This is a genomic window from Glaciecola sp. XM2 (genome assembly GCF_018595715.1).
Lineage (GTDB): Bacteria > Pseudomonadota > Gammaproteobacteria > Enterobacterales > Alteromonadaceae > Glaciecola.
In genome coordinates this window covers 914,352-930,888 of sequence record NZ_JAHEOJ010000020.1, presented here as the reverse complement: position 1 = coordinate 930,888, position 16,537 = coordinate 914,352, and the positions used below count along the sequence as shown (strand labels likewise).

At 44.7% G+C, this 16,537-nt stretch carries 17 protein-coding genes; 3 read left to right on the top strand and 14 right to left on the bottom strand.

Going from position 1 to position 16,537, the window contains the following annotated elements:
• The first annotated feature begins 127 nt into the window (after positions 1-127).
• Both KJ365_RS08735 and KJ365_RS08730 read left to right on the top strand, forming a co-directional pair.
• Complete coding sequence (locus KJ365_RS08735) at positions 128-610, top strand: acyl-CoA thioesterase (RefSeq protein ID WP_214451215.1); 483 nt, start codon at positions 128-130, stop codon at positions 608-610.
• Positions 600-1,778, top strand: coding sequence for a retroviral-like aspartic protease family protein (locus KJ365_RS08730; RefSeq protein WP_214451214.1), 1,179 nt, complete (start codon positions 600-602; stop codon positions 1,776-1,778). The genes KJ365_RS08735 and KJ365_RS08730 overlap by 11 nt, the downstream gene beginning before the upstream one ends.
• A 25-nt stretch (positions 1,779-1,803) precedes the next feature.
• On the opposite strand, the gene KJ365_RS08725 is transcribed toward KJ365_RS08730, so the two are convergent.
• From KJ365_RS08725 to KJ365_RS08700, 6 genes are all read right to left on the bottom strand, one after another.
• Complete coding sequence (locus KJ365_RS08725; protein WP_214451213.1) at positions 1,804-3,837, bottom strand: NADPH-dependent 2,4-dienoyl-CoA reductase; 2,034 nt, start codon at positions 3,835-3,837, stop codon at positions 1,804-1,806.
• A 108-nt stretch (positions 3,838-3,945) separates the two neighbouring features.
• A complete protein-coding gene (gene fadR, locus KJ365_RS08720) occupies positions 3,946-4,656 on the bottom strand; it encodes a fatty acid metabolism transcriptional regulator FadR (RefSeq protein WP_214451212.1) in 711 nt (236 codons plus the stop codon).
• 532 nt (positions 4,657-5,188) lie between these two features.
• Positions 5,189-5,623, bottom strand: coding sequence for a hypothetical protein (locus tag KJ365_RS08715; protein WP_214451211.1), 435 nt, complete (start codon positions 5,621-5,623; stop codon positions 5,189-5,191).
• 1 nt (position 5,624) lies between these two features.
• Positions 5,625-7,133 carry an RHS repeat-associated core domain-containing protein gene (locus KJ365_RS16915; protein WP_284731261.1) on the bottom strand — a complete coding sequence of 503 codons (1,509 nt, stop codon included), beginning with the start codon at positions 7,131-7,133 and terminating at the stop codon, positions 5,625-5,627.
• A 101-nt stretch (positions 7,134-7,234) separates the two neighbouring features.
• On the bottom strand, positions 7,235-8,113 hold the full coding sequence (locus KJ365_RS08705) for a DMT family transporter (RefSeq protein ID WP_214451210.1): 879 nt from the start codon (positions 8,111-8,113) through the stop codon (positions 7,235-7,237).
• Between the two features lie 121 nt (positions 8,114-8,234).
• The gene (locus KJ365_RS08700) at positions 8,235-8,507 is read right to left on the bottom strand and encodes a hypothetical protein (protein ID WP_214451209.1); all 273 of its coding nucleotides are present in this window, start codon (positions 8,505-8,507) and stop codon (positions 8,235-8,237) included.
• A 302-nt stretch (positions 8,508-8,809) separates the two neighbouring features.
• Between KJ365_RS08700 and dsbB the strand changes: the two genes are divergently transcribed.
• Complete coding sequence (gene dsbB / locus KJ365_RS08695) at positions 8,810-9,340, top strand: disulfide bond formation protein DsbB (protein WP_214451208.1); 531 nt, start codon at positions 8,810-8,812, stop codon at positions 9,338-9,340.
• Here the strand turns inward: dsbB and KJ365_RS08690 are convergent.
• From KJ365_RS08690 to KJ365_RS08655, 8 genes are all read right to left on the bottom strand, one after another.
• The gene (locus KJ365_RS08690) at positions 9,312-9,809 is read right to left on the bottom strand and encodes a YcgN family cysteine cluster protein (protein WP_214451339.1); all 498 of its coding nucleotides are present in this window, start codon (positions 9,807-9,809) and stop codon (positions 9,312-9,314) included. The genes dsbB and KJ365_RS08690 overlap by 29 nt on opposite strands.
• Before the next feature lie 33 nt (positions 9,810-9,842).
• Positions 9,843-10,526 (bottom strand): fumarylacetoacetate hydrolase family protein, encoded by a 684-nt coding sequence (locus KJ365_RS08685; RefSeq protein WP_284731260.1) that lies wholly within the window; start codon positions 10,524-10,526, stop codon positions 9,843-9,845.
• 32 nt (positions 10,527-10,558) lie between these two features.
• Positions 10,559-11,569 (bottom strand): lytic murein transglycosylase, encoded by a 1,011-nt coding sequence (locus tag KJ365_RS08680; protein ID WP_214451207.1) that lies wholly within the window; start codon positions 11,567-11,569, stop codon positions 10,559-10,561.
• Between the two features lie 78 nt (positions 11,570-11,647).
• Positions 11,648-11,926 carry a YcgL domain-containing protein gene (locus tag KJ365_RS08675; RefSeq protein ID WP_214451206.1) on the bottom strand — a complete coding sequence of 93 codons (279 nt, stop codon included), beginning with the start codon at positions 11,924-11,926 and terminating at the stop codon, positions 11,648-11,650.
• Positions 11,907-13,103, bottom strand: a complete 1,197-nt coding sequence (gene rnd / locus KJ365_RS08670) for a ribonuclease D (RefSeq protein WP_250884080.1) — start codon at positions 13,101-13,103, stop codon at positions 11,907-11,909. Before rnd ends, KJ365_RS08675 begins: the two co-directional genes overlap by 20 nt.
• 3 nt (positions 13,104-13,106) lie before the next feature.
• Positions 13,107-14,762, bottom strand: coding sequence for a long-chain-fatty-acid--CoA ligase FadD (gene fadD, locus KJ365_RS08665; protein WP_214451205.1), 1,656 nt, complete (start codon positions 14,760-14,762; stop codon positions 13,107-13,109).
• Between the two features lie 151 nt (positions 14,763-14,913).
• Entirely contained in the window at positions 14,914-15,753 is an 840-nt protein-coding gene (locus KJ365_RS08660) for an alpha/beta hydrolase (protein WP_352109346.1), read from the bottom strand.
• A gap of 9 nt (positions 15,754-15,762) precedes the next feature.
• Complete coding sequence (locus tag KJ365_RS08655; RefSeq protein ID WP_214451203.1) at positions 15,763-16,512, bottom strand: Slp family lipoprotein; 750 nt, start codon at positions 16,510-16,512, stop codon at positions 15,763-15,765.
• Between the last annotated feature and the right edge of the window lie 25 nt (positions 16,513-16,537).

Below are 16,537 nucleotides of genomic sequence, written 5' to 3'. Positions count from 1 at the left end.
AAGCGTATTTTGCTTTATCCAAAAAAAGTGGCAGGATTATACCTTAAAACAATCAAAGATGAGAGTGCTGTAAAAGCCATCTTGCTTTTGTTTTACACCTTAAACGTTACACGCACAAGGATATTACATGCTTGAAACCACCTTATGTAGCGACGAACAAAATCACTGGAATGAGCTAGATTGGAAATACGCTCATCCATTTATTATGTTGTGGAATATCCACAAAGATGACATTGACCATTACAAGCATGCGAACAATACCGCTTATGTTAAGCAACTTGAAAAGCTCGCTTGGGCCCATTCTAATCATCTTGGCCTCAGTTTTAGCGATTACGAGGAGCATGACCGAGCGATGGTAATTCAGCATCACAGTTTGTATTACCTTGCCCCCTCTTTTGAAGAAGAAGCGATTGCCTGTGCAACTTGGATCACCAAATGTGACAAGCGCTTTCGCCTGCAGCGCGAATTTCAGTTTATATCCACGACAAGTCATAAAACCATCTTTGCTGCCACAACTGATTTTGTTTGTGTAAAGCTCAGTTCTGGCACGCCTAAGCCCATGCCACAAGCTTTTATTGACGTGTATGGCGCACATGTAATTGAGCAATAACATGGTACGCCTGCTTTGTGCCTTGTTGCTACTTTCGGTAATGGTCAATGTTTACCTTTTTTCAAAAGTGACATCCACTACCGCGAGCACAACAGCGGAGCCAACCTTCGACTCCCCTTCTATATCGGCTAGTGAAACACCGGCGAGCACACCTGTTGCTTCCGACAGGCCAAGCGATGTAAGCGTTGCTCATCCATCTGAGCGCTCATCACCAGAAGTGCCCGAATCAGGCGTCACACTTGCGTTTTTAAACGCTTTAAAACAGGCAAAAGAATACGACCGCTTGAGGTTTTATGTACAAGAGTATTTGCGCAGTCACCCTCAAGATATCGAAGCTTTGCTATTAGAAGCCGAAGTGTATTATTACACTGCTCCACTTAATATGGCCCTTGTGAACTATTATGGCCTTTTAGATGAAAACCTCGACAAATCGCATATCGAAAACATCCTCAAACTCATAGATGTCAATACCACCCGCATTATCCAACAATTTAGCGGTGACGGCAGTTGGGACTTACTTGCCGAATTTCTCGAACCCCTTATTCAAGTCGACCCGCTTAACCGGCGTTACGTCATGGCGCTGGCCACCGCCTACGGCAAACAAAACCAAACCGTATTGATGGAAAATGTATTGGCGGCATTGCCCAGCGATGACCTAAGAGCTCAGCGGCTTAGAGAATCTATTTATGCTCAAGACTCTGCGCAGGTCTCTCCCGAGAGCGCTTGGGAGGAGCTTGCTGATAATCAAGATCGTAACGACACCACAGAAACGGGGAATCATCGCTTAGTCCCTCTGATTGAGCGCAATGGTCAGTACTATACCGACGTAAAAATCAACAGCGTAAACGCGCGTTTGCTAATTGATACTGGGGCCTCAACCACAGCCGTGACCGATAGCGTGTTTGCTAAAGTCGACCCTCGCAAAACCACTTATTTGGGCAACTTTAATGTTCAAACCGCGGGAGGTAGTATTTCAAGTGCACTTTACAAGGTGTCTGAAATTCAAGTGGGTAGTGAGATTTTTAACAACATCAGCGTAATGGTGCTGCCAACAGAAAATATGCGAGACTTCGATGGTTTGTTGGGAGTAAACGTTATACGGCGTTTTAACCTTACCTACGACCCATCCGTGGGTACCATGCGCATGTATCGCAAGGCGCGTAGGTAAATTAAATGAATAGACGAGCGGCCAGCTAAACGCTTGCCGCCACTTTTGTGCCCTGCTCAATGGCTCGCTTCGCATCAAGCTCTGTTGCAACATCGGCGCCGCCAATTAAATGATATGGTAGCTCTAGGCCTTGAGCGAGCTCTCGAAGGGGCTCTTGACCTGCACAAATCACGACATTGTCGACGTTAAGTACTTTTTCTTCGTCATTCACGCGAATGTGCAGGCCGTCATCATCAACCTTCAAGTATTCAACACCCGCCAGCATATGCACGCCTTTCATCATTAAGCCTGCGCGGTGCGCCCAACCTGTGGTTTTACCTAAGCCTGAACCGATTTTGCTGGTCTTTCTTTGTAATAAAAAGATTTCGCGTGGCGATGGCTCAGGACTTGGACGTAACCCCTCTACTCCGCCTCGAGCCTTTAACTCCATGTCGATTCCCCACTCCTTCATAAAGGCTGGAATGTTTGTGGAAGTAGACACTTTGCCATGAGAGAGATATTCAGAAGTATCAAACCCAATGCCGCCTGCACCAATAATTGCCACCGATTTGCCCACCGGCTTTTTATGTTTTATCACATCGATGTAGTTAAGCACTTTGGGATGGTCAATGCCTTCGATAGCAGGCGTGCGCGGTGAAATACCCGTTGCTATGATGACTTCGTCAAATCCCATGGTATTTAGCGCCTTGGCATCCACGCGCGTGTTTAACTTAAGCTCAACCCCTAGTAAGCTTAACTGTACGCCAAAGTAACGAAGCGTCTCATAAAACTCTTCTTTGCCTGGAATTTGTTTAGCTATATTAAACTGCCCGCCAATCTCGCTGTCTGCGTCAAACAAAGTAACCTTATGACCACGAGAGGCGGCCGTAGTTGCCGCTGCTAAGCCCGCAGGACCGGCGCCAACCACAGCGATATGCTTAATATCTTGCGCAGGTTCAATGACAAATTCAGTCTCATGGCAAGCGCGAGGATTAACCAAACAACTGGTCATCTTCCCTTCAAAAGCATGATCTAAACACGCCTGATTACAACCAATGCAGGTGTTGATATGCGTAGCTTGATTGTTTTTTGCTTTGTTTACAAAATCGGCATCTGCCAAAAACGGGCGAGCCATAGAGACCATATCTGCGTCCCCGCGCGCCAACACTTCTTCGGCTACCTCAGGTGTATTGATACGGTTTGACGTGATCACAGGAATGTTAAGGGCTTTTCTAAATTTTGCGGTGACCCAAGTAAATGCTGCCCTTGGTACCTTAGTTGCGATGGTAGGAATACGCGCTTCGTGCCAACCAATACCGGTGTTGATAATCGTCGCACCGGCTTTTTCTATCTTAAGGCCCAGCTCAACGACCTCATCGTAAGAGCTGCCGCCCTCAACTAAGTCCAGCATAGAAAGGCGATAAATGATGATAAAGTTTTCGCCCACCGCCTCGCGAACTCTGCGCACCACTTCAATGGGTAACTTAATGCGATTTTGATACTCACCGCCCCATTCATCTTTACGCTGATTGGTGCGCTGTGCAATAAATTGATTTAAAAAGTAACCTTCAGAACCCATGATTTCAACGCCGTCGTAGCCAGCGCGCTGAGCTTGCAAAGCGGTAAACACAAAATCATTGATTTGTTTTTCAATACCTTCTGCATCTAACTCTTTAGGCGTGAATCGATTTATAGGGGCTTGAATAGGTGAAGGCGCAACAAGGTCCTTGTTGTACGCATAGCGCCCTGTGTGCAGTATTTGCATGCAGATTTTGCTGCCATGTTCGTGCACTGCATCGGTCACCTCTTTATGGTGCTCAACTGCTTCGTCCGAATCGAGCCTTTGGGTTACCGCATGCGTCGCACCCTCGTCGTTAGGTCCAATGCCACCGGTTACAATTAATGCTACGCCACCTTTGGCACGCTCGGCAAAAAAAGCCGCCATGCGCTTGTGACCATTGGGTGCTTCTTCAAGCCCAGTATGCATAGAGCCCATAATAATACGGTTGTTAAGCGTGGTAAAACCTAAGTCCAATGGACGAAATATATGTGGATAAGGTGTTGTTGCAACAGCTTCCATAAAATCACCTTTTTGTTATGCGTTTATTGTTTTACTCAAACGCACACTGCCATAAATCACTGCAGCGTGCATGCGTTATTTTATGTGAGTTATTACGAGATAAAAGGCCTAGTCGACCAAATTGTTTGGCATATCTTTACGGTATTCTGTCCATAACTTGCCCGACTCAACACCGTATTTACGTACCACTGAAACCACGCGGTCTGCGTCTTCATCGTCTAAGACTTTAAGCAAGTTTTGGTAATACTGAATAGCAACATCTCGCGCAGCTTGCTCAGAGAAAAACAGACCACCTAAGCGGGCGTAGATGTTTTTAAAACCGTTCATCATAAGCACATAAACAGGGTTGTTAGATGCAAACGCTAAATCATGATGCATTTGATAGTCATTTTGAGCGAAGGCGACACCCTCTTGAGAAACGGTTTTATAGCGCTCTATAATACTGCGGCTTTGCTCTGGATTTTGTCTAAAAGCTGCACGTATGAACACGGCGCTTAGGTTTGTTCGGGCTGACAGTAAGTTATCTAACAAAGCGGGCTGACCTTCTTGATCAAGTCTTGCCAGCGTTTCTAGTATATTTAAGCCACACGTTTCCCAGTAATTATTCACCTTGGTGGGTTTACCGTGTTGAATTCTCAGCCAACCATCACGCGCTAAACGCTGCAACACTTCGCGTAGCGTCGTGCGTGTCACACCTATAAGTTCAGAAAGTTCCCGTTCAGCTGGAAGAATAGTACCCGGTGGAAAACGCCCACTCCATATGGATTCAACGATATATTCTTCGGCAAACCCCGCAGGACTTTGTGACTTATAAATCATGCTTGCTCTGTTTATGTTAACGAAATATTAACTGATTGTACCAGATGATTGAGACAAGAAAAGCTTTTGTTTTTATGGGGTGATTTGGAGGTGTGTTTTGCATTTCACAAACTAGAATAACGTGCAACGAAGCTAGAAGTAGACTTGTCATTGTGTGCAGATTGCTGATAAGACTGGAAATAGTCCAATAATCTTAAATTGACTACCCTTGCTTCTTTAAACGCCTTGTCGACGCAGATAAAGTTAAATAGAACGCTACCGCTCAGTGGCGAAAAAATACAATATAAATAGTGTTCAAACCCTTGTCTATCGTTGACTGAGATCTAGCATCATAAGTTGCTGCATTTATAATATTGAGACGTTTAACCCAACTAGTATTAGTTACGACTCGGTGGATTTCCTTTACTCTCGGTTCAATATCGGCGATGTTTAGTGCCCAAGAGTAAACTGTTCATGCCAACTCTGTTGACTTCCCAGCCTTCACTAAATAAATTTGAAACGGAACTTACCGAAAAAGTTCTATCGCCTAAAATTAGAGTGCATCTATTTTTATATCACTTACTTCAAAGTCAGGACTTAATGGTCGAAATACGCCAGATTCAGAATGCATTTCAAGACTAAATAAAATTCCATTAACCACCCAGTACAATACTTTTATTTTGTCACTGGAAGGAAGAGTCACAATCAACTCTGCCAGTTGGTGTTCTTTGGTACTGGCAGGAAATCGTTTAGGAAAATCTATTCTACTTTTACCCAAGTATTGCCAGTAAAAGTACGAAGTTTCCTTATTCTTTTCTTCCTCATTGTCCCGATATACCTTATTGAAGAGTTGCCTTTGCGAAGAAATTATTTCTTTGTCAGACTCAGACAGGTTCTCTTCCAAGATATCCAACAGCGCATTTTCAAAGCTGTCTAAAACGCTTTTCCCACTAAAAATCAACTTATGTATTTTTTGAATAATATTCATTTTATGGACATCCACAGTTGGAACCGCTGCTTGCTGCTACGCCACCCAGACCATAAGCCGCGCTACCCGGCAAATAAGGCACTCTATTGATGGCTTGTCTTAACGGAGAAAACGGCGCTCCAGCAAGTTGTCTATTAGCTTGCGATAACATTCGATAAGCAAAAAGGTCAACTCTTGCGTGGAGCTGCCAGCTTATATACTCACCGTTGAGGAGATTACCACGTTTGTTTAACCATTTAGCGGCAGGGTTCTTAAACTGCTTCAGATACCTATTGTGCAGAGCCGCATGCGAATAATTAGCCCAACCTTTAACTGCCGACCTAGATGCAGTAGCACCGCCAAGTGCCAACGAGTTAAACATACCTAAGGCTTGCCCACCTTTGTATGCAGCACTGCATTGACTATAGGTATGTGAAGTGCCCTGCGCATTATTAATCTGATTTGTTAATCCGAAACTGAGAACTCCACCCCAACCAGATGCGCCATCAACCATCCACTGTGGCAAAGGGTCGCCCCAAGCCCATAGGCCATAAGGGTCGTAATACATTATCGGGTTACCGTGGACGTAAGCATACGTATTAATCCCCCCATCTAACCCAATCGGATCAGACTGAATATATCTGCCCAATTCAGGATCGTAATCCCTAAAGTAGTTGTAATAAAACCCAGTTTCTGCGTCAGCGTATTGTCCAGGAAATCTTGCTGTAAAATGCTTAGGCAGGTTATTGGTTACTATAGTTGCTTTGCCAAAAGGAGTGTATGTAGCTTGCCACGCAATATCTCCGTTATCGTCACTGAGCGCTAATGGTGCACCGACCTGATTGGTATGCACATAAAACAGTTTCGGCGCATTATCGTCAAGTAAGTTTGATGGAACTATCTTCCAAGATGCAGAATAATCTGACTGATCGCTTGTAATGCTTGCATCTTCGCCCACAATACCCGCCCCTGAACTAAGATACTTGTTAGTCCATTTGTTTCTTAATGCAATAGTTCCATCATCAAGCGTTTCTATTTTCCATTGTGTGCGGCTTCCTCGATAGTTAGTAGGGCGCTGCTCAAGAACGGCATTTTCACTATTGCTCACAGGCCTGAAATACAAGCCGCTTTCTTTATTTCTCAAATAGAAGAACCCTGCGCTAGCTGGCTCGGCAACGAAAATGTCTCGATCGCTTTGATTGTCAGCTTCGGTGAGGGTACTTAAACTCGCTTGTGCTGAATCGCTGGCGCTTAGTTTTAAGTTAGAATTTGTGCTGACCAAGTAAAACTCATCCAAAATTGCAACTTCCCAGTCTGGCTCAGTACTTTGCGCAAACTCGTCGTTTATTGATGGTAGCATAACAGCCAGCCGTTGACCGTTGAGATACACATACTCAATTACTGATTGGCCTAACTCATCAAGCTCTGCTAACAACAACCCTTTTGGACTGTAAACATAATAACGAATGTTGACACCATCGGATTTACTAATCCTTCGTCCTAAATAATCATAAACGATATTAATGTGCAAATACTAACTATATCAGGCGTTATCAGCGTTTTGTTAGCATTACGACGCTTAAGCAGGCGTTTAAAAACCTAAAACCAACGATAATCACCCGCAATGTCACCTCACGTTTGAGTGTTGGCGCTGCGTTCAGCCCTCATCGCAACTATAATGCCGGCAAACACAATAATGGCGCCAAATAGGGTCTTCAGTGTGGGGATTTCATGTAACAGCAGCGCTGCAAAAAAAATAGCATAAAGCGGCTCCAAACCAGTGATTGCGCTAGCGAGCTGCGCTCTCAGCGTCCGTAAAGATTTTATAAACAGCGTTTGTGGTAAGGCTGTGCATACCAGGCCTAAACCAAGCAGCAACCATAGCTCGCTTGTATTTGGCGTTGTGCCAATATGAAATGCGATGGGCAGTAAGGCAATGGCGGCAACGCTATGTTGAAAACACGATATCGTCATAAACGCATCGTGTTTAACCAATTGACGATTAAGCAACATGAGTACAGCAAACAACGCGCCAGAGATAAGCGCCCAAACCAAGCCCTGTGTTCCGTTATCGGCCCAATCAAAACTGGGTGCTACAACAATTAACCCCACGGTAACCATTAAAGCACTTGCCACATCTATCTTACGGAATCTTTGTTTCGAAACAAAAGGTTCGAGCAATGCTACAAACAAAGGAAAGGTCGCAAAGCCAATAACACCAATGGCGACACTAGAAACTTGAATGGCATGAAAAAAGGCCAACCAATGCACTGCCAGTATGCCCCCCGAGATGATCATACCTAACAACGATCGTGAGGAGCTTATATTGAGTTTATCCCCATAAAATTGGATGATAATAAAAATCGCTATCGCGGCAATGCCTGCTCTTCCCGCTACAATGACAGACGCCGACGCGATGATCCACTTACCAAATAAGCCTGCTAGACCAAATAAGCAAACGGCAATATGTAACTCTATAAGTGCTGTGCGCGTGCGCGGTGTGTCTGTCATGCAAGGAGTCCAACGAGGTTGCGGTTTTATCTCTGCGCGCAAAGCGCATCTGCTGTTGTTGGCGACAGTAATAACTTAGCTATTGCTTGCACAAGCATCGAAATTATTTTGCTTTCGCCTCTTATTTGTTTTTGCGCCTTAGGTCTTCAAGCTCGGCTTCAATCACCTCATCGCGTAAGTGAATGGGAAGCATTTGCTGGCGATACTCGCCATGAGGCGCACTTGTGCCTGCTTGGCGTGCTTCAATGTCGCAATGACGGGAATCTTCTATGGTTTCGATACAAATGGGTTGCGTTGTTTTAACTATCGCTCCATCTTCATAAATAGAAGCACAACCGCTGAGCGAAGCAACCATCACTACCAAAAGTAATCTCAATTTGTGTTTACTATGCATTTTTAACCACCGTTTATGTCACTAGCACACTTACATACTAGCTATGCACCATCTATCGCTAATAGCTTAACAATACTGTGTTGCAGTTCTGACGTAAAGCATCAGTTGCGACAAAATGCACACAATGAGAAAAGTGCAATTTTCTAGATTGAGCTATACCCAAACCAAATTGCGCATAGCGAGCTGGGAATCATTTTGAACAACCACCCATAAAGCTTTGAAATGAATATGCCACGCCTGTTGATTTTTAAAATAGATTCGCTACATTAGCCACACGATTTTAAGGCAGTTAGAGAGTGAAGATGCAGTGGTTAGCAAATTGGAGTCAAACGCGACAACCTTGGGCTATTGTGTGCTTGAGTGCCTTTGCACTTTTACTGGCAGCGCTGTATTTTCAGCATATTCAAGGTCATGCCCCTTGTGTAAAGTGTATCTATCAGCGTAGCGCTGTAATAGGCATTATGTTTGGTGCGCTTATTCCCTTGCTTTATCCGCACATATTGCTCAGAGGGCTTGGATTAATTATTTGGGGAACATCGGCAGTGTGGGGCCTACATACCGCACGTGAGCATTTATTGGTGATTTTTCCAGAAGGCTTTTTTGTACCGCCATGCCCATTTGTGCCAGAATTCCCAGCTTTTATGCCACTACACGAATGGCTCCCAGCGATTTTTGACGCCCCTGGTAGCTGTAACGATAATACTTGGCAGTTTTTAGGTATGGGCATGCCAGAATGGATGCAGGTAGTGTTTGCACTTTATTTGGTCGGTTGGCTAGTCGCCTTAGTTGCAAACCTAGCGTCTATCAGTCTATCTCTGAAAGCGGCCAAGTAACGATATAATCTTCAAACTCGTTGATATCAACGTTAGCCTCGCTAACCACTTTATTCCGCACGCTTATTCCTAACTCGTGCATCTTGGTTTTCTTACCTTTGTTTAGCAGCGGATGCCAAGATGCCAGCCCTTTCCCCTCATGCAAACGACGGTAGCTGCACGACGGTGGCATAAAAAAGATATGTTCTAAGTTCTCTTTTGTCAGGGTCACGCATTGAGGCACTAACTCGCTGCGCTTTTCATAAGATGTGCACGCACAGGTCTTTTGATTCAGTAAATGACAAGCAATATTGGTGTAGTGAATAGCGCCATCTTCACTGGGAACATCGGTAGACTCCATGCCCTCTTCAATGCTGTCATCTTCAATAAACTTATGTAAACAACAGCGCGCACAACCGTCACATATCGCTTCCCACTGCGCCTTATTCAATTCTTCCAAAGACGTTGTAAGCCAATACTGTGAGGACATAAGCGCGGCGGTGTAGGGTGATTTTTTCATACTCTAGGCCGCAACACGGGTTTTGATATTAAAATGTCCATGCAAATCTATGTCAATCATGTCATTTGCCTTTAGCGGGCCAACGCCTTTTGGTGTGCCTGTCAGGACAACATCACCTGGCATTAAGGTAAAACACTGACTGATATGAGAAAGGAGTTCTAATACGGGGGTAAGCATATGTTTTGAATCACCCTGCTGACGCAATTGTCCGTTCACCTTTAAACTGAACGAAAACGTCTGATTTTGGTAATCCAGCGGCATAAATGAGCTGATTGGGCAGCTACCATCAAATGCCTTGGCACGCTCCCACGGATGTCCTTGGGTCTTCAACTGGTTTTGTAACTCTCGCAGCGTCAAATCTAACGCCAAACCTAAACCACTAATGGCTGGTGCGCACTGCTCTGGCCGCGACTTATATAGAGGCTTACCTATCAAAAACGCTAGCTCAAGTTCGTTGTGACACTCGCCCCACTCAGTGGGAATAGTGATGGGTTGATGTAAATGAGCAAACGCCGTAGAGGGCTTCATAAACAATAATGGATTATCGTTTACTTGATTACCAAGTTCATGTACATGGTCGAGATAATTGCGGCCCACGCACACGGCTTTGCCAACGGGGTAACCTTGGGCATCCACTGTTTGGAGAGGCTGACCTTGCATATTGAGGTGCTGATAAGTATTGATCATGATATGTACGACTTCATTTTAATAGTTTAACGTCATTGAGCTTGGGCATTAAACGCTTTATCTATACGCTGTGCTAAATAGGCAACGGAGATGCCAAAATAATAACTGCGATTCCAACGCATTAAGGTATCAAAATTGTCATAAACAAGATAGACACGCCCCGCTTCACCGTCAGGTAAAATTAATGACGCTTTAATATCCACATTAGGTAAAGCTGTTTGGTCAAACTTCGTTACGCCTAAAGCCTGCCAATCTCGCAAGGTCTTTTTACGGTCACGGCTTAGACCCTCTAGCTGCGAAATGCGCTCCATGTTAAATGACTCGCTCAGCTTCACTTGACGCCCCCACGTGAAGTTGCCGTTCCATCCTTCTTGGCTAAGGTAATTGGCGATAGAGGCAAACACGTCCTCTTCAGTTTGCCATATATCTTTTTTACCATCACCGTTTGCGTCTACCGCATAGGTCAAAAACGACGTAGGCATGAATTGGCTTTGCCCCATTGCTCCAGCCCAACTGCCATTGAAGTTTTCTAAGGTCACGTGCCCTTGCTGGAGGATTTTTAGTGCGGCGAAAAACTGATTTTTAAACAAGGTCTCTCTTCGCCCTTCGTGGGCCAACGAAACGAGGGAGGACATGACCGGGTGGTTGCCTTGAATACGACCAAAATTACTTTCATTTCCCCAAAGAGCAACAATAAAGCGCGCTTGCACGTTGTATTGTTCACTTATCTTTTTTAACACGTCGTAATGTTCACGGTAGGCTTGAACGGCTTGCTCAACTTTCCAATCGGGCACGCGAGTCTCTAGGTAAGTGTCGAGGGTGAGTCTGCGTTCTGGTTGATTCCGATCCGCTTTCACAACGGCCTTACGCTCTACAATACTATCAAAGATAGGTGTTAAAAAGGCTTCACTGTAGCCTTTGCTTAGCGCTTCTTGTTTGAGGGCATCGCGATACTCATCAAAACTAAGTGCATCAGCCGCACCCGCTTGATACGCTGCAGCTAATGCAAACACAAATGCGACAGACTGAATGAATTTACGCATAGCTTACCTTTTCTGAGTCGTTGGGCTATCGCACCAGAGAAACGCACGCAGCTAAAAAGCGCACGTTCTTAGGGCTGGTTATTGTTGTTGAGATTGTTGCTGAAGGTGCATTTTAAGCAAACTGGCGGACGTAGGCGGCATCTGTAAATAAAACCCTTGCTCTTGAAGTTTGGCGACAAATTCTGACTTTGGAATTTGTGCAATATGTTCTCTTTTATCTACCGGCACCGACATCACGAACTGCGGGGTGCCAAACGCTTTTAACAATGCCTCCGGCACCTTAGAAAAATCGTCTTTGTTCGAAACATACAAGTAAGTATCGACTTTTTTTATAGACTTATATGCGGCGCAAAGCATGGTAAGTTCCTCCTTCACCAAATAACACACGTAATTTATCAATGAACACATCTTTGCGCCAGCCCGTTATTAGATCTGGCTGTAACCCTTGTAAGGTGGTTTCATCCTCTTCTACCCAAGCCCATTTCAAAAACTGTCCAATTTGCTTTTTTGACGCTATGGCAGCAATAGGAATATCCAGTGATTGACTGGCTTGCTCTGCGATGTCGCGAATATCAGCGCCCGCCTTTTTATACGCCTTGAATTCGATTAACCGCTTGGGTTTGCGCACATAAAGTGACTCATCGGCTTCTACTGCTTGCGTCACCAACTGGATAATTTCTTGGGCATACAGTCTCACCTGCTTAGGGTAAAGGCTGTTGAGCTTAAACAATGCGTTGTTGCTCTGCGGCAGCTTCATAGCAATTTCTAGCATTGCCGCTTCTTTTAATACAAAGTTTATGGCTATGTCTTTTTCGCGCGCCGTTTCAAGTCGCCATTTTGCAAGCAACTTAAGCGCGTACAAACTGCAAGGACCAAGCTTCCAATTGTTGGAAATGGTCAAATAGGCATATTCTGCAGGAAAAGGATGTGTCTTCTTCGCAATAAGGCACTCAGACTCTTTAGTCACGTACTCGGTCATACGCCGTTCATTGAGCTCTGAAGCGAGCTCATCGTAAATAGCCATTAGGTAGGTTACGTCGGCAGCAGCGTAGTCTAATTGCTTATGCGATAACGGGCGCGCTATCCAATCGGTTCTTGATTCACCTTTGTCTAAGGTAACGTCAAACAAGCTCTCGACCAAGTTAGCGTAGCCAATACTAGCGCCTTTATTAAGCAAACTTGCGGCAAATTGGGTATCAAATAAGGGCTGAGGCACCACGCCCAAATTGCTCCACAGTGCGTCAATGTCTTCTGAACAAGAATGCAATACTTTTGTGATACTTTGATTGGTCAAAATATCACAAAAACAGCTCAAATCATCTATCAATACAGGGTCAATTAGCGCTAGGGTTTCACCATCAAATACTTGCAATAAGCCAAGCTGAGGGTTGAGAGTGCGTGTGCGCACAAACTCGGTATCTAAGGTGATGATCGTAGCTTTTGAGAGTGTCTGGCAAAGCGCTTGCAAACCCTCAAGCGTCGTCACATATTCATATGACATTTCATGAAGGTTTTTAAGCGATTGTAGATTCAAAAATTAGTCCCGTAGCTCTCTGCGCAAGATTTTGCCAACGTTTGTCTTTGGCAACTCGTCGGTGAATGCGATAATTTTAGGTACTTTATAACCTGTTAGTAAGGTTTTGCAATGCTCCATTACCATTTCTTCGGTAAGAGAATCATCTTGCTTGACCACGAAAAGCTTCACCACCTCACCTGAGACCTCATGGGGAATGCCGATAGCAGCGGCTTCTAAGACGCCCTCGTGCATCGCAGCGACCTCTTCAATCTCATTAGGAAAAACGTTAAAGCCTGAGACTAAAATCATATCTTTTTTACGGTCAACAATATACAAATAACCTTGATGGTCTATTTTTGCGATGTCGCCTGTGGCCAACCATCCATCTTGTAATACTTCAGCGGTCGCTTCTTCTCGCCCTAAATATCCCAGCATAACTTGTGGGCCCTTAACAAATAGCTCTCCAGCTTCGTCGAACCCGAGTTCTTTGCCATCGTCATCGCAAATTTTAATATCGGTAGAGGGTAAAGGTAAGCCGATTGATCCTTTATATTCAGTAGCATTAAATGGGTTAACTGACACAACCGGTGAGCACTCGGTAAGGCCATAACCTTCAATGAGCACCTGACCTGTCACCTTTTGCCATTTTTCGGCAACAGGACGTTGTACCGCCATACCGCCACCTAAACCAAACTTAAAGTGAGAGAAATCTAGCGTGTCGAACCCTGGTGTATTTAATAATCCATTAAACAAGGTATTTACCCCTGTTAAAACGGCAAACGGATATTTACTGAGTTCTTTGACAAACGCAGGCATATCTCGCGGGTTGGTGATTAATAAATTCGGGCAGCCGTATTTCAAAAAGGTTAAACAGTTACTCGTTAGTGCAAAGATGTGATAAAGCGGTAACGCAGTAACCACCATATCTTTACCAGGCTCCACCGAGACCTCAAGAATACCGCTAACCTGCTCTAGGTTTGCAACCATGTTTCGATGGCTCAGCATAGCGCCTTTAGAAACCCCTGTAGTACCACCGGTATATTGTAAGAATGCAATATCACTGCCGTCCATTTCTGGTCGCACATATGCCGACTTTCTCTCACCAATAGAGAGGGCCTGCGCAAAGCTTACCGTATTTGTAAGCCCGTGCTCTGGCACCATTTTCTTGACGTACTTTACGACAAAGTTAACCAACCACTTTTTGGGAGATGGCAACATATCACCCAAGCCAGTGAGGATAACATTCTCAACAGGCGTGTCTTTAATGATGGCATCTAAGGTCGATGCAAAGTTCTCTACTATAACAATGGTTTTGACTTTCGCATCTGAAAGTTGGTGCTGTAATTCGCGGGGCGTATACAGTGGATTGACATTCACCACTGTCATGCCCGCTCTTAGCACGCCAAATAAAGCGATAGGGTACTGCAAAAGGTTTGGCATCATAATGGCGACAGCATCGCCCTTTTTCAGTCCTTTGTGTTGCAGGTAACTGGCAAATTGCAGAGACAACACATCAAGATCTTCGAAGGTGATTTTGTGCCCCATATTGATAAAGGCAGTCTTGTTGGCGTATTGACTCACTGCGCTTTCGAAAATATCAATTAAGGATGGGACTCTATCTGGATTAATTTCAGCGCTAATAGAAGGATCGTACTGATTCAACCAAACTTTTTCCACAACTACTGTCCTACTGACTAGTTGGCTAATTACCGCAACAAACCTGAGATTTGAATGGTAATACCAATATTAAAAATTAAGGTGCGTAATACTAAAGGACTATGCGATAAATTGGAATGAAAGAATCCCGAAAAGTGCGACAAATAAGGCTTTAATGGGTATTCATTACATTAATGATAAACTCAGCGACCTTATCGGGCGCTTGCATATGCACGTGATGGCCTCCCTTAAACTCAACCATATTGAAGTGTTTGAATATATTGCGTCTATGTTTGAGCATTCGCTTTATTTTGGTAAATCCACGATCACCTAACACCAGATTAAAAGTACATTGAATATTCTCGATAATATTCATCGCTTGATTAGGGGTCATCCTAATGGCCGATTGCGTGCGCAAGCGTTTGTCTGTGCGCCACTTCAATGCCCCGTCGTATTCCACAATGTTTCGAGACAAAATACGCAGTGCTTCACTGGCAGATAAATCACTCACTCGCATGCGTGCAGCCACCACATCCTCCATCGATTTTGGATGTTTAATCGGACCATTTGCTTTGTCGCGAGACGCCATACTCCCGCGCAATTGAGCAACGGTCGTAAACTCGGGCTCGGTTAGTGGCCCTAAACTCTCTATCACCACTAAATTTGCAACTTTGTTTGGATAAAGCGCACAGTAGATGCTAGATATAATTCCACCCAGTGAATGCCCTACTAAGGTCACGTTAGTGAAGTCATTACTTTCAATGAGACGATGTAGGTCGTAGACATAGTCGGTAAGATGATAATGCGCATCTTTACTGCGATGCGCCGATTTGCCATGCCCAGGTAAGTCTATGGCGATGCAATAATGATTTGCTAGGTGAGAAACCACATCATCAAAGCTGGCCGCATTATCTAAAAAGCCATGCACAAATAATATCGGAGAGGAATTTTGCTGCCCTGAGACCAGAGCAGCTATTTGACCGTCGAGGAAGTGAACCTCTTGTTGCGTCACCAAAACTGGCTATTGGTTGCTAATTTTGCGATCGCTAATCACCGGCGACGTTCTCCCACCAGCAGGCTCTGAGATATTAGGCCTGACCGCAGGTGAAGTTCTGCTTGAGCTAGGCTTAACCGTCGCTCCTTGTGAATGCCCTTCGTTGTGAGTAACGCGCACTCTTGAGCGAAATCCAGGTCCCCATGGATCAAACCATGGACTCCATGCATTGCGATAGAAAGGACTAATTAAGTATGGATTGCCATAAAACACATTGCCACGAAAGCCGCGAGCATAAAATGGCACGAACCCAATTTGGTCAACGTCTACTTCTGTGGTTTGTTTCCACATGTAATAACCTTGGGCATTTAATGTTGGATACGTATACTCTTGCTCGCCAATAATACCGGTTAGCGGCGCGGTTACCTCACCAACTACCGTAATGAGGCGGCCTTGAACAAACACAAGCGGGTCCACAAACCCCTCTACAACGGCTTTAAACCTGCCGGTACTCTCTTGTCCAATGCGAGGCTTACCAGTAGACGAGTCAGGGAAAAATACGACTTCAATCTCAGACACTTCTTTTTTATTCTCAACACCCACAATACGACCACCCCAACGCGCACTTTGGCCGGCAACGTTGCTCGCTTGTGGATCGTTCATAACAGTGTCAAATGGCACCAACACGTTCTCGTCAGTGACTTGAATCGGGTCAGGTACGACCGAGCATGCGCTTAGCGCTAGCAACATGAAACTAAGAGGAAGGAGTTTTTTCACAATATCACCTTTATATAACTTACTA